At 41.0% G+C, this 14,609-nt stretch carries 12 protein-coding genes; 3 read left to right on the top strand and 9 right to left on the bottom strand.

Features of this window, described 5'->3' with window-relative positions:
• Positions 1-73: 73 nt before the first annotated feature.
• The 4 genes from GSQ19_RS23235 to GSQ19_RS23220 all read right to left on the bottom strand — a co-directional run bounded on the left by GSQ19_RS23235 (position 74) and on the right by GSQ19_RS23220 (position 3,916).
• Entirely contained in the window at positions 74-739 is a 666-nt protein-coding gene (locus GSQ19_RS23235) for a hypothetical protein (protein WP_011320194.1), read from the bottom strand.
• 141 nt (positions 740-880) lie between these two features.
• Entirely contained in the window at positions 881-2,434 is a 1,554-nt protein-coding gene (gene cobA, locus GSQ19_RS23230) for a uroporphyrinogen-III C-methyltransferase (RefSeq protein WP_011320193.1), read from the bottom strand.
• Between the two features lie 53 nt (positions 2,435-2,487).
• The gene (locus tag GSQ19_RS23225; RefSeq protein WP_011320192.1) at positions 2,488-2,955 is read right to left on the bottom strand and encodes a tetratricopeptide repeat protein; all 468 of its coding nucleotides are present in this window, start codon (positions 2,953-2,955) and stop codon (positions 2,488-2,490) included.
• Positions 2,956-2,959: 4 nt separating this feature from the next.
• Positions 2,960-3,916, bottom strand: coding sequence for a homogentisate phytyltransferase (locus GSQ19_RS23220; RefSeq protein WP_011320191.1), 957 nt, complete (start codon positions 3,914-3,916; stop codon positions 2,960-2,962).
• A 567-nt stretch (positions 3,917-4,483) separates the two neighbouring features.
• Here GSQ19_RS23220 and GSQ19_RS23215 point away from each other — a divergent pair.
• Positions 4,484-5,071: a helix-turn-helix transcriptional regulator gene (locus GSQ19_RS23215; protein ID WP_011320190.1), complete on the top strand. Its 588-nt coding sequence runs from the start codon at positions 4,484-4,486 to the stop codon at positions 5,069-5,071.
• Between the two features lie 401 nt (positions 5,072-5,472).
• On the opposite strand, the gene GSQ19_RS23210 is transcribed toward GSQ19_RS23215, so the two are convergent.
• The 5 genes from GSQ19_RS23210 to bchB form a co-directional block, all read right to left on the bottom strand.
• Positions 5,473-5,946, bottom strand: a complete 474-nt coding sequence (locus GSQ19_RS23210) for a DUF4168 domain-containing protein (RefSeq protein ID WP_011320189.1) — start codon at positions 5,944-5,946, stop codon at positions 5,473-5,475.
• Positions 5,947-6,046: 100 nt separating this feature from the next.
• The gene (gene holA, locus GSQ19_RS23205) at positions 6,047-7,036 is read right to left on the bottom strand and encodes a DNA polymerase III subunit delta (RefSeq protein WP_011320188.1); all 990 of its coding nucleotides are present in this window, start codon (positions 7,034-7,036) and stop codon (positions 6,047-6,049) included.
• A 69-nt stretch (positions 7,037-7,105) separates the two neighbouring features.
• Positions 7,106-9,250: an aminodeoxychorismate synthase component I gene (gene pabB, locus GSQ19_RS23200; protein ID WP_011320187.1), complete on the bottom strand. Its 2,145-nt coding sequence runs from the start codon at positions 9,248-9,250 to the stop codon at positions 7,106-7,108.
• Positions 9,251-9,286: 36 nt separating this feature from the next.
• The gene (locus GSQ19_RS23195; RefSeq protein ID WP_011320186.1) at positions 9,287-11,884 is read right to left on the bottom strand and encodes a PAS domain S-box protein; all 2,598 of its coding nucleotides are present in this window, start codon (positions 11,882-11,884) and stop codon (positions 9,287-9,289) included.
• Positions 11,885-12,140: 256 nt separating this feature from the next.
• Positions 12,141-13,667, bottom strand: a complete 1,527-nt coding sequence (bchB, locus tag GSQ19_RS23190; RefSeq protein WP_011320185.1) for a ferredoxin:protochlorophyllide reductase (ATP-dependent) subunit B — start codon at positions 13,665-13,667, stop codon at positions 12,141-12,143.
• 335 nt (positions 13,668-14,002) lie between these two features.
• On the opposite strand from bchB, the gene GSQ19_RS23185 reads away from it, so the two are divergent.
• Together GSQ19_RS23185 and GSQ19_RS23180 are read left to right on the top strand one after the other, a co-directional pair.
• A complete protein-coding gene (locus GSQ19_RS23185) occupies positions 14,003-14,380 on the top strand; it encodes a GIY-YIG nuclease family protein (protein ID WP_011320183.1) in 378 nt (125 codons plus the stop codon).
• A 4-nt stretch (positions 14,381-14,384) separates the two neighbouring features.
• Positions 14,385-14,591: a hypothetical protein gene (locus tag GSQ19_RS23180; RefSeq protein WP_011320182.1), complete on the top strand. Its 207-nt coding sequence runs from the start codon at positions 14,385-14,387 to the stop codon at positions 14,589-14,591.
• Positions 14,592-14,609 lie beyond the last annotated feature (18 nt).

The raw sequence follows: 14,609 nt of genomic DNA, 5'->3' as shown, positions 1-14,609 counted from the left end.
AAGTTAAAAGCAAGGTGATAAGGGTCTTGTAGCAAATACATCAGTAATGAATGACTGTTGACTTGCTCATTACTCAGCACTGAGATTGTAGTTTTCTCAATTCTGCTTGTACCTCAAGATCAATCTGCAATAATTGATTGATAATTTGACCATATTCGCTAGCCTGAGTATTTTCTTTAATGGCTTGAATATTGGTGACATTATTGACAAATAGCTCTTGTTGATTAGCAAGCAGTTTTTTATTATCCCGCAAAAGCCGCGCTGTTTTCAAAGCTTGGACTAAATCTTCTCGTAACAGTTGCAGGGTGGTGATAACTTGTTCTCTATCATCCAGGCTATTATCTAAATCTCCAGACACTGCCAACTGGTCGTTTACATCCACCGCTACGATTAAGGCGTGATATTGGTCAACTGCATCTAAAAACTTTATAAGTACCTTTGGGGTTTGGAGACGTTGCCAGAGCGATCGCCCAAGTAACAGCACTACTGCAACTATAATGAATAAAATTATACCTAACGAAATTGCTGAACCAACTGTTGGCAAAATAATCAAGCTGTAAATTAAGCCAACAATGACTACAGATATTACAAATACTAACGAGATTTCATTCTGCCAAAATTTTAAGCGCTGTTGATGGTTAGCGATTATACCAGGACGAAGAACTCTATCTGGTGACACCCCAGTTAAGCGTCTCAGTTCTCCTTTACTAATTTCTAAACCCATTAAGTCCGGTTGCACAACTGGATACTCCTGTGGGGTGAGCGTTGTGCCATTATTTTAATGTGGTTTGGAGTGACAATTCGTAACTTTTTTAAACGCGGAGGGATGGGAGGTAGGCGCGGAGTAACGCGGAGGATATTTAGGTCATTGGTGAGGATTTTAAACTTTTAATGCCCAATTTATGATGGATTGGGTTAATCCATCTAAAGTATATTCTTCAGCTTCTACATCTACTCGACCTAATAGGGTATGACAAGTTTTCGAGGTTTGGGGGCCGATGGAAGCAATACATATTCCTGCTAAAGTGTTGGGGATATTGTGAGGAAATATGTTGTCTACAAGTTGATGGAAAAATTGCACAGTTTTAGAACTGGCAAAGGTGATGATATCTATTGTGTGATTTTTTAAGGCTAGTTCTGCTGCTGGGGGAATACTACTAGGACAACAAGATTGATAAGCAGCTACTTCAATTACTTCTGCGCCTTTTGCTGATAGTTCTTTGACTAAAATTTCTCTACCACCGCTTTCAACTCTGGGAAATAAAATCTTTTTATTTAGTAGTGATTCAGGGAAATGCTCTACTAAAGAATCAGCTACAAAGTTAGGGGGGATAAAATCTGCTTGGATTCCTCTTTGTTTGAGGCTTTGGGAGGTTTTTTCCCCAACAACGGCAATTTTTACCCCAGCTAAAGCACGAGTATCTTTACCTTGGAGGTTGAGTCTTTCAAAGAAATAATCTACACCGTTGGTAGAAGTGAGAATTAACCACTCGAATTGAGATAAATTAGCGATCGCCTGATCTAATTCCTCCCAACTAGAAGGGGAGCCTATTTCTAATGCTGGCATTTCTATTACTGTAGCGCCAAGTGTAGTTAGGCGATCGCTAAATTGACTCGATTGACCAGATGAACGGGTGACGAGGATGGTTTTTCCAGTGAGAGGTTGGTTGCTGGACATAGGTGTAGTTGAGTTCTCTGGAAATATTTTCTCAGGTTGTAGGTACTTGCGTAGTCCGACAACTTCACCAATGACGATGACTGCTGGGGAAAGAGATAAACCCCTTGTTTGTTCAAGGATATCGCCCAGTTGACCAGTCCAGATTTGTTGACTGGGGGTTCCTGCCCAGCGAATAATAGCTATGGGTGTGAGATGCGATTGGCCTCTTCTTAAAAGTTCATTAATTATATCTGCTAAGTTTTTCCCACCCATTAGTATGACCAGGGTGTCTAACCTTGACAGCGCCTCCCAGTCTAAAACTTCTGGTTCGTGGGCTGTCAACACTGCAAAGCAACGACTCATCACCGGGTCAGTGAGAGGGATTCCTGCTAATAAAGGCGCGGCTATGGATGAGGAAATTCCTGGTACTACCTCAAATTTACAGCCTGCTGCTTTCAAAGCCTCAATTTCAGAGGTACAGCGTCCAAAAATAAACGGGTCGCCTGATTTCAACCTAACGACTAATGCACCTTCTTGGCAGTATTTGACTAGTAAATGATTGATATCGGCTTGTGGTGTGCTGGGTTTACCGCCACGCTTACCTACATCTAGTTTAAGACAATCGGGTGATACACACTGCAACAATTGCTCATCAACTAGGGCATCATAAACCAACACTTGAGCCGTAGCCAGTAGATTATAAGCTTTCACTGTGAGGTATGCCACATCTCCCGGCCCCGCACCCACAAGGTAGACTTTGCCATTTTGTTGAGTCATGATTTTAGATTAGTGCATAGGTGTAGCATCGTCGTAGACATCAGTCACATTCATCAGATTGTCTTAGTATTCATTTGCTCTAATAATTTAGCAACCCGTTTAGCTGTTTCTGGTTGACGTTGTTTTTGCAATAATTCTTGAGCTTTTTGTAAGTTGGTTTTAGCTTCTGCTTGTTTTTCTTGCTGCATAAGAATAGTTGCTAAACGTAAGTAACCTTGAGGATTTTTTGGGCTACGGTTAATAACTTCTTGAAATAATTCTGTTGCTTCTGCGACTTTACCTTGTTCCCTTAAAACGTCTCCCAAAAACAAGCGGACTACATCATTAGTAGAGTTGATAGCTATAACTTTGCGGAATGCTGCTTCTGCACCTGGATAATCTTTTTGTTGATAGAGATTAACTCCTTTCTGAAAGAAGTTGGAAGTAACTAAGGTTTTCCCGGCGAAATAAATTAGGAATGTGATACTAACAAGGACGGCAACAGTTGCCAAAATGTCAGTTAATTGAAGGTGTTCGAGCATAGTTTTAAGCTAAAAGACAGGCAATGGGAAACATTAAATATTCTAAGAAAAATAGCTTCCAAATGAATTGATAGAATTGAGCGATCGCCGTTTTATCATGTATATCTACGGCTAAACTCTGCATCCACATCCAACAGAGGATTATGAGATGAGTTATGACCAGAAACACTGAGTTAATTGTACCTAGCCGTAGCACACCAACTATGACCATACCCAAGTAACAAACTGTTAATACCCACATTGCCAAATTAAAGACGGCTTGCGGCCCTAGTTGGATGGTGAGAGTGGTAATATTGTAGAGGCGATCGCCTTCCATATCAGGGATGTCTTTAAAGATGGCGATCGCAAAGGTAAATATTAAAATAAAAACCGTCAATATCCATACAGGTAGAGGAATTGACTGTTTATTTTGTAGTAGCCAACTAAAGTGCAGATATAATCCTAAATTGACAATCGTTCCCCGTACTGAAAAAATACACAGGGCCGCCCAAAAGGGAAACTGTTTTAAACGAATTGGTGGTAAAGAATAGGCTGTACCAATAGCTAAACTCACCGCCACCATACCAAATAAATAAGGGCCATTTAACCAAGCTAATGCTAGGGCGAGAATTCCCGTCAGAATTACAATTATCTGTCCTTGTTTACGGCTAAATTCCCCTGACGCTAGAGGTAAATGAGGTTTATTAACTTTATCAATTTCAATATCTTCTAATTGATTTAACCCCACAATATAAACATTGCCACATACACAGGCCAGCCATGCTCCTAAAACGGAGTTTATCTGAGTTAGGGCAAAACCTGTGGAACTAACAGCGATAGAAATTAAATATAAGCCCAAAACACTGAGACTCGTGCCAATAATTGTGTGTGGGCGGGAAAATTTCCAAAAAGCATAAAGCCACTGGAAAGATGATTGCAATGGTTTAGGGCGCAATGGTCTGTTTTGGGAACTTTGGTTCATAAGTAGCTTGGATAGGTAGATATTCCGGCTTACTGTTCATCTATTGTCACAGAATTTTGCCATTATCCAAACATTTAGCAGTTACTTACAGACACAAATCGTCGCTTCCCTATGACAATGGGGAGATAAGGAAGAATTTTACTCGGTTCCTACTACCCGATTTTGGCAGATATATCCGAAATAGAGAATTGAACAGTTGTATTTTATTGATAAGTAGAACAGGGTAAATAATTAAATGTTTGTAGTGAGGGATTTAGTTCTCAAACAAGGAATAAAGTCCTTACTACGCACTGAAGTCTAGTATTTTTACATCACCTAATATAGGTTGGTTTTTCAAGTCGTTCTACTTACTATTAACAACATTGTCAAATTTAGCTAGGACTGCATAGAAAAATAAAGGTTTATAGCAAAGTTAATCTATGGAAAAACTGAGTGATAAGTCCTTATTTGAGGATGCAGATTCTTACTATCAACCTAATTACAATAATTTTACATTAGTTCACACTTTTCAATTTATTCTTGCCGACTCTATCAACTCTTTTCCTTTACGAAAATTGAGAAAAATCTATGATGACTTTCGCAAAGACATCGGAGCAAATAGAAGTTTCATCAAAAGAAACGAAAGCCAACTTTTTACAAGAAGTCATGGAAAGACTAGAAGATGGCATTCTTATTGTCACTAATGCCGGAGAAATAGTTCATGCCAATGCTTCAGCTTATGATTTATGTTGCCAGCTAAGTCAAGGTAGTCTTGATTCTAACCTTATTCCGCCGATGATTTGGAAATTGTGCCAACTCTTGCTCAATACTCATAATTTATATCCTGAAAAAAATATTATTTTATCTGATGAGATTATGCTCGACAAATCAAATACATTGAGAGTTCGCGTCAGATTAATTAAGCTAGAACAGTTCATCACATCTTGTTTATTAGTAACTATTGAAAATCAGTATGAATCTTTAAAAAGCGCAGCATTAGCCGAAATCAGGAAATACGATCTCACCCCTAGAGAAGCTGAAATCTGGCGACTTTATCGCTCTCATAATAGCTATAAAGAAATTGCTACCCAGCTTTACATTACTATCAATACTGTCAAGAAACACATGAAGAATATTCACGCTAAACGCCAGGCATTCCTAGCAGTTCACCAATGAATCAATGAAAATCTTAATTCATAAGTAAAATTATTTTATCCAATTTTTTACTTATGAATTAAGGTTTTTGCAGTGTCAATATTCAAGTAATCTTCATTTCAGTAATAAATTTTAGTAGTATCATGTTTTTGTTAGATATCTTCCAGCATATTGATATAGTACAAATCACGTACATCAATAAAACTGTTATGAGATGAGCATCTTGCCCGCCGAGAAGAAGTAAGATGCCTATGAGCAAATCAAATTATAATGCAATATTTCAACTCGGTCATGCCACTATAATTTAAAATTTATTTTCCGCCAAAAACATCTACTAGAATAAAATTGTTTTACTGTCGTCCTTATAGTAACTTAGAATATTTACGCCAAGATAATAGGACAAAGTGAAATGATAGTTTTAACTATTGAGAGTTAGTATTTTTTTGTAGGCGGATTAATGTATTGTAAACCTGCCGTTTTAAGTTGTTATTACTTTGGATTTCCAGGGTTATTCTATTAAATTGGTCTATAGTCAGACCGTAATCGCTAACAATTTTTTGAGAATGATTACAGTAATTTACAGCAATATCTCTAGCCTTACCTGGTAGAGCATTCATACTATTTGGCTCATTACAAACAATCTTGGGAACATCTCTATCACCGACAATTCTTTTAATTTCTCCAAAGGCTTGTTGACGTGCTGGCTCCATTGCTAATACAGCTTGAGCATAACCAGTAATTTCCGTATTATTAAAGGATTGATTTTGAGCATTAGCTTTTAAGCTCACAGTACTGATAAACAAACTAGTACTAGTGAAAATGCCAAAAAACAAAGTTTTGACAAGTAAATTTTGCATACTAGTTCGTCGGTAAAAAGGTTGATTTATCATCTTCATCAGGTCTGACACAGAAAGACAGCAAGGATATATTAGTAACTTTGATTTATTTTGTGAGTGATAAGTTCCGGCAACTCATAGCATCTATGAAAATATTTTTTTAGATGCGTTGGCATAGTTGACAGAGTTCTATGATTTTAATTTGAAGTATTGATATCTCAGCCCGGCCTTGTTTAACAGTAACCTCCAACTCTAGTAATAATGGTAGACAAGAAATTAATTGCCTGAGAGAAAGTGATTGGACTTCTTGCTGGAGAAAGTAGATACGTTTAGGGTTACCGATTTCAGCAGCTTGGGCGATCGCCTGGGGATTGCGTTCTCCACTTTCTACCATCAGTTTCACCCATAACCAAGTGCGAAATTGACCAATTAAGGTGGCTATTATCCGCAATTCTGGTTCAGCAGCATTGATGAGATCAGCCAAAATAGTCAAAGCTTTAGCTGTGTCGCCCACTCTAATTGCTGCGGCTAGTTGTAAGCTATTTTGGGTTGTATTTCTGACTAACCGAGTAACAGTATTTTCTTCAATAGGCCGATTGTTATCCTCAGCGTACAGGCGTAATTTCTCCATCTCATTGTAAAGCAGCCGTGTATCATTACCTACAGCTTCTGCTAAAAGTTCGGCTGATTTTGGTGTAAGTTTTACTCCTACAGTTTGAGCAGCTTGATTCACAGCTTGGATCAGTAACTCCGTCTTCCACGGTGGAATGAGGGGAAATTCTCGAAATTCAGTGGCGGATTGCTTCAGTAATTTTGTGGATTTTAAGCGTTCATCTGGTTTATTACGACAGGTAAGCAATAAAAAAGAATTTTCGGGAATTACTGATAAAGTGCGCGTCAGTTCCGCCAATACATTCTCAGGACAATTTTGTAAGAGGTTAGTATTCATCAGCCACACTAACCTTCCCCCAGCGCCAAAAACCGGTGTCATAACTTGGTTTAACGCCTGGATAGGTGCTTCGCTGTCTTCTGGGGGAAAACTAGTGTAATTAAAACTAGTCCACAGAGGATCAAGGACGCGATCGCGTAAAGTTGTCACTGCTTTGGCGATCGCAAAGTCATCCTCACCCCAGTAAACATAAATTGGCATAGGAAAACCTCAAAGAAATTTAGCAGCAAGTCTGGAAATTTAAATCAGTGAAAACCCTTATATCTAGTCTCAACAGAAAACCTCTGTTGGCATTCCTAAAATGCGGTAGAGACTGGGATGATATTCTCCGTGAACAGTTAAGAGCATCGCCTGAATTAAAGCATCAGCTTTGAGGATAGTTTCCTGAAATTCCATTTCCACCTCAGAGAGTGCGACAATCCCACCCCCAATCCCTATAGAAGTTTGATTTGGTGTCAGCACGGCGGTACGAATGACAATATTCAAGTCGGCTGCACCGTTTACACCCAAAAAACCGATCGCCCCAGAATAAACTCCCCGCGCCTCTTGCTCAAGTTGATCAATAATCTCCATAGTTCTCAGTTTAGGCGCACCTGTCATAGAGCCGCCGGGAAATGCCATCCGGATGCAGTCGGTTGCGTCCATGTCGGGGGATAAGAAACCACGGATAGTACTGACAAGTTGATGCACCGTCGCGTAACTTTCTACATCCATTAATTTGGGAACATGGATACTCCCGACTTGACAAACTCGCCCTAAATCGTTGCGTAATAAATCAACAATCATCAAGTTTTCAGCTTGTTCTTTTTCGCTGCTACGCAAACTCTCCCGGAGTAAAAAATCTTCTTCGGGAGTCTCTCCCCGGCGTACAGTACCTTTGATCGGCTTGGTTTCTACCCAGCCTTGACGGTCAATTTGCAGAAATCGCTCCGGGGAAGAACAGGCGATCGCCATCTCCCCAAAGCGTAGAAAAGCAGAGTAGGGAGCCGGATTAACTTGGCGTAATCGGCGATAAAATGTCAGTGGATCAGTAGTTGTGTCTGTGCGTAATTGATTAGTCAGGCAGACTTGGTAAGTTTCCCCCTCACGAATTTCTTTGAGACACCTGGAAATATCATCTTTGTATGTCTGGTATGACCGACTTAAACGGAAAGTAACGGGGTGAGATGTAGTACTAGGGACGAGGGGAGGAAGAGGTGGGAGTGTCCGCAGACGTTTCTCAGTTATCTCAAACCAATCTTTAGCTGGTGCAGTTTCACCCACAGGGGCGAGGTAAACTAAGTAAGTGGTTTGCTCTTGGTGGTCAAAAGCAATCAGGCGATCGCTTAAAAGCAAGATAGCATCGGGACATGATGAGGGATGTTCTAACCCAGACCCGGATTCTGCCTTAAGTTCATAACCAAAGTAGCCCACAAAACCACAATTGAAATCAAAGGGTAGCTCATCAGATGGGCAACGGCGACGATTAATTTCTCGTTTGAGATAGTCAAAAATACTCTCTTGAGTGCGTGTCACCTCACCCGATTGTGTAATCGTCAGTTCTTGAGATTGGGTGCAGTAAGAAACGAGTAAACTGTTTTTCCCCCCGCTTCCCCCCATAAAAGAGAAACGGGATAATCCTGGTTCTACAAAGCTACTATCAAGCCAAAAAGCATGAGGATCTTCACCAAAAAGGTGGACAAATGCTTGTTCTGTATCGGGGTAATAATCTAATTTTCGACTACAAACAGTAAATTCTTGGGGTGGCGCTGGAGTAGGTGAGTTAGGAGAAATAGAGAAAATTTTGCCTTCTAATTTGGGGCGATGTCTACCATTTTGGCGGATGAATTCTTCAGTAATACCTTGGAAGTTTTCCAGAAGTTTATATCCATACTCGCTACAGATAGATTCTGGATGAAACTGCACCCCCCACAATGGCAAATGACGATGACGCAACCCCATCACCAACCCGTCTTCAGTCCATGCTACTTTTTCTAAACAACTGGGCAATTCTTCAGCAACTAGCAAAGAATGATAACGAACAACAGAGAAAGGTGTAGGAATTTCTTGGAATAAATCACCACCACTGTGATAAACATCGCTCAATCGACCATGTTGAGGTTCTGGTGCGTGGATTACCTTACCACCATAATAATGACCAATTCCTTGATGACCAAGGCAAACACCAAGTAAGGGAACATCTAAATAGTTTTGTAGTATCTGTTGACAAATACCAAAATCTTTTAGGTTTTCAGGACGACCAGGCCCAGGAGAAATAACTATATTATCAAAAACAAGTTGTTTTAATTCGTACCAGTCTAATTTGTCATTATGAATAACAAGGGGCAACTCTCCGTTGACTTCAGCAATCATCTGGTAGAGATTAAAAGTATAAGAGTCGTAGTTGTCAATAATTAGTGTTTTGATATCGCCCATTTGAATAATAGATAACCAGAAGTTGCATTCACGCACTTATTGATTATTGACCAAATTACCGATCGCCTCAATTAAAGCATCTGGATCTACGGGCTTAGATATATGTAGTTGGAATCCGGCAGCTAGGGCTTGCTGCTGATTCATTTCTCCGGCGTAAGCTGTCAGGGCGATCGCCGGCAGATTCCCTCCCTCTTGAGGCGATCGTTGTCTGAGTTGACGCATCAGCATATAACCGTCTACATCTGGCATTCCAATATCACTAACTATAATATCTGGTAGAGATTGGGATAGGGCTTCTAGGGCTTCTTGTGCCGATGAGACAGCGATAACTTCTACATCATAATCTTCCAGAATAAAGGTAACTAAGTCGCGGATGTCTGGTTCATCATCTACAATCAAAACTCTCACGCCTGAAAGAGTGGCGGGTTGAAAGTTAGCTGATACAGGATTTTTATCCTCATGGTTCATTGCTTCATGTTTGGGTGAGAGTGGTAAATTAACCGTAAAAGTAGCCCCTAATCCTTCCCCTGGACTTGTGGCCTGAACTGTACCACCATGCAGTTCTACGACTTGACGCACAATTGCTAGTCCTAAACCTAAGCCACCAAATTTGCGTGTCGTCGTGCCATCAGCCTGACGGAAGTAATCGAACACATAAGGTAAAAACTCTGGTGTAATTCCTTTACCCGTATCAATTACTTGAATTTGTGCTTGATCATTAACGGCTTTGAGATGGATTTCTACTGTACCACCAGGGGATGTAAATTTAACTGCGTTAGAAAGAAGATTCCAGACTACTTGTTGTAGACGATTGGCATCACCCATAACTTGACCCAATTCAGGGTCAAAGACATTTTGAATTTTAATTTCTTTTGCTTCTGCTGCTAGCCGCACAGTATCAATTGCTGCTCCAATGACAATTGGCAAACTTACAGGACAAACATTGAGGCTTAATTTTCCTTGAAGGATACGGGAAACATCTAATAAATCTTCAATTAACTGCGTTTGTAGTGTAGCGTTGCGTTCAATAGTTTCTAAAGCGCGGTCTGTAGTTGCAGCATCAAACTGACGAGAGCGCAGTAATTTTGACCAGCCTAAAATGGGGTTGAGGGGGGTACGTAGTTCATGGGAGAGAACCGCCAAAAACTCATCTTTGATACGGTTAGCGATTTCTGCATCTTTACGGGCTATTCTCTCAGCACATAATAGGCGATCGCGTTGTTGTTCTGCCAACTTGCGTTCGCTAATATCTAGGACAAAAGCCACACCTTGCTCATCAGAGTCATCAAGTAAAGCTATTCCCAGCACAATGGACACCCGCCTACCGTTGCGTTGAATGTATTGCTTTTCGTAAATGCGAGAAATTCCATTGGCTTTGACTTCAGCGATCGCGCGAGTGTCCAAATGTTCACAATCTGGAGGGGTGAGTTCTCGCCAATTAATTTTGCCTAAGGTGTCAAATTCTTCACGGGTGTAGCCAACTATTTGTAAATAAGCATCATTAGCATCGGTAATAAAACCATCCACATTCCAAAAAGCTACCCCAATCAAGTTAGACTCAAACAAACGGCGGAATCTGGCTTCACTATTGCGGATAGATTGTTCAGCGCGTTTGTGTTCGGTCATATCGCGCGAGACTGTAATCACACCTTCAATACTGTGGTTAACGTTGCGTAACGGTGTCAAAATATATTCATAATAATGTTTACCATCTTCCGCTACATATTCACATTCGTCTTTGATTGGTTCCCCAACTTTCATGACCGTTAGGAATTGACCATTCATCTTGTCTATTAATTCTTGAGGTAAATCAATTTCTTGTACAGTTTTACCAATCATCTGCTGTGGATGAAGACCCAAAACAGCAGCACCACCATAACTTACATACTGATAGTGTCCGGTGCGATTGAGGATATAAATATGATCAACGGATGTAGCGAGGATGGCATTTAAGATATTTGCTTGTTCTTGAACTTGGGTTGCTAGTTGTCGAGTATTTTCTTCTGAGCGTTTGCTTTCGGTAATATCCATGCAAACCCCAATCATCCGTACTGGCTGTCCTTGCTCGTTATAGAAAAATCTACCTTTAGCTGCAATCCAATGTATGCTTTTTTCCGGCCAAACAATACGAAATTCATCATAGTAATCAGTCTTGTTGTTTAAGCAAGCACTAATAACCTGCATGACAGATTCCCTATCTTCGGGATGAACACAGCATAAAAAAGTCTCATAAGCGCCATCAAAACTACCCGGAACTAGACCAAACAGCAGCTCGTGATTTTCCGACCAGACCACTTTTTCAGTCAGGACATTCCAATCCCAAAAACCCAAATTAGCAGCATCTAAAGCCAGCCTCCACCTTTCTTCACTTTCTGTTAAAGCTGCGTCTACCTGTTGTCTTTGAGAAATTTCTTGCTGGAGTCGCTGCAAAGTAACAGGTTCTGGATGCCTTTCGATGTCAACGTTGGCTATATTTGGTGTTCTTAGTTTTGCTTGCAAATCTTCTATACGCCGTTCAAGTTCTACTTGCTTATACTGATACTGTTTTTCTAGTTGTTCTAATTCAGCTATACGTTGTCGTAAAGCTGTTACTTCATCAGCAAGTTCATAGTTGACTTGATCCACATTTGACATCGGGCAAACAACTCACAATTAATATATATATCTTGTAGTATGCACTCCATAAGTCTTATTGAGTATGGGTTTTCTCAAATAACAATGCAATATCTCTCAAGATACAGAAAATATTAACCTACAAAATATAACTAACGATAAATATTAGTTGTTTGCATCTAGCTATGGGTAGGGGCAGTAGGTAAAAGGAAGGAGGCAGGAGAAGAAATTCTGATTCGGCATTACCCATTACCCATTACCCATTACCCAGTTTCTACTATGCTCCTACTGCTTCCTTGGCTGCGTATAACACCTCTGCTGAGATATCTTTAAAACCGCGATCGCGTGCAAATTTTTCTGTATTCCGCTTGACTTTTCCCCGCACGAAACCAGGGATTTTGTTCAGTTCTGCCAAGCCGTCTTTTGTCCAACTCAGGTCAGATTCAGCAGAAATACCTTTAGTAATTACTTCCTTGGTATCATGTCCACCAAATATTTCTAATAGGTGGTCTTCCATACCTAAAGTAAAGGAATTGTAGATTAAATCTGTGATTTGATTGGTTCCTTCATAACCCAAGAATGGTTTGTAACCGATGGGGAAGTTTTGTACGTGAATGGGTGCAGCAATCACACCACAAGGAATATCTAAACGCTTACCAACGTGGCGTTCCATTTGTGTACCGAAGATGGCGGAGGGTTCAACACGGGCGATCGCATCCCCAATTTCCCCATGATCTTCCGTAATCAGTACTTCATCGCAATACTCGCTTACTTGTTCGCGGAACCAATCAGCATCATACTTGCAGTAGGTTCCCGCCCAAACAACGTGAATCCCCATTTCGCGGGACAAAATCTTTGTCAAGGCGGCGGCGTGGGTGTTGTCGCCAAAAACCACTGCTTTTTTCCCAGTCAGGTTTTGACAGTCGATGGAACGGGAGAACCAGGCAGCTTGGGATACATACAAGGTTTGCTCGTTGATATACTCTTCGTAATTAACATCAGCACCTTGAGCGTTAATCACTTCCTGAATTTTACGGATACATCGGGCAGTTTCTACTACACCCATTGGCACAATATCTATACAAGGTGTGCCAAATTCTTTTTCCAGGTAACTAGCTGTCATTAAACCCAATTCCCGGTAAGGAACGAGGTTAAACCAAGCTCTGGGTAAATTCTTCAACTCGTGGACGGAAGCGCCTTCAGGAATGACCGCGTTGACCTCAATTCCCAAATCAGCCATTAGCCTTTTGAGTTCGGTGCAGTCGTGGTTATTGTGGAACCCCAGGGTAGAAATGCCGATAATGTTAACTGAGGGCTTGGCTGTTTTCCCTTCTGGGAGTTCGCCTTTTTTGCGGGCTTTTTCAATATAGTATTGAACAATTTGGTGGAGAGTGCGATCGCCTGCTTGCAGTTCGTTCACCCGATAGTGGTTCACATCCGCCAGTAATACGTCCCCTTTCGCATCCAATTGGGCGCGTTCGACAAAGTTTTCCAAGTCTTCTTGCAAAATACTGGAGGTACAGGTGGGAGTTAAGACAATTAAATCTGGGTGTTCCTCTGCATCTTTGCGGGTGATGTTTTCTACCACCTTTTCTTGAGAACCACGGGCTAAAACATGGCGGTCAACCACGCTGGTTGTTACTGGTGTGAAGTCCCGCTCCCGCGACAGCATTGAGCGCATAACGTTAAAGTAGTCATCGCCTAGAGGCGCGTGCATAATAGCATGGACGTTTTTAAATGAAGTTGCGACTCGCAAAGTGCCAATGTGGGCTGGGCCTGCATACATCCAGTAAGCCAATTTCATTATGTTTTACTCCCTTGTAAAGTTAAATAACAGTGAAAACGGGACTATAAGTGCTTGATTAGTTTGTTGATGCTGATTGTCCCAAAACTTGTAGCCGCCATGAAGTGGGGTGTTTCGGGTCTTTAGATGTGGCGATTCGCTCAAAACTACTTCCTGATTATGATTCAGGTTGTCAAGGAAACAACTCCAGGCTTGGCAAATTACATGAATCTTAAAGTTCAGCAAATTTTGTTATCAATATTTGTTCATGTTCAATTAAATGATGGCGCTCAATATTTAGGCTGGGACAAAATTTGTGGGAACATAAATCCTGTGTAATTAGCCTCTTTGTTTTCATGGCAACGAAAGACTCTGAACTGCAAGCTCAAGCTCGGAGAATCCTAGATGTAATCGCCTTTACTCCGTTTGAACAATGCCAGCCATTGAACCGTGAATTTAACGATATTCCTCCTCGTCCCGGTATCTATGCAATCAGACACAAAAATGATGGGTTGCTTTACATCGGTAAAACAAAGAGTTTGCGGGGACGTTTCAGTGGTGGACACAAGGCTTTTCTCTGGGCGTGGCTTGATCAGTATCAAGATAAAGATGTGCGGATTGCCTGGCAAGAAATTTCTTACTGGGAGAACCCTGGGTTACTATTAGAGTTAGAAGCCATCATCCTGAGAGCTACTGAACCGCCTTATAATGTCCAAATTCCCACCGAAAGGTGAAGCTATGGCAACCAAACTTCACGAGCAACTTTCTGCCGTTGATGCCGAAGTCATTTTAGAGCGTCTACCTGAGCGAATTCGAGATGCTCTGATTGCTCGTGCCACGGAAATTGAGTATCCTATTGAAGCAGTCATTGAGATGGCGATCGCTAGTTTTCTGGACACAGAAGCATTAGGTTTCGCAGATTGCCAGCCAGGACGTGGACTTTAGCTTGCAAGGCGGGTTTAG

Source organism: Trichormus variabilis 0441 (genome assembly GCF_009856605.1).
Lineage (GTDB): Bacteria > Cyanobacteriota > Cyanobacteriia > Cyanobacteriales > Nostocaceae > Trichormus > Trichormus variabilis.
Note: the sequence above shows the minus strand (reverse complement) of the source record. Positions and strands in the feature narration are given on the sequence as shown.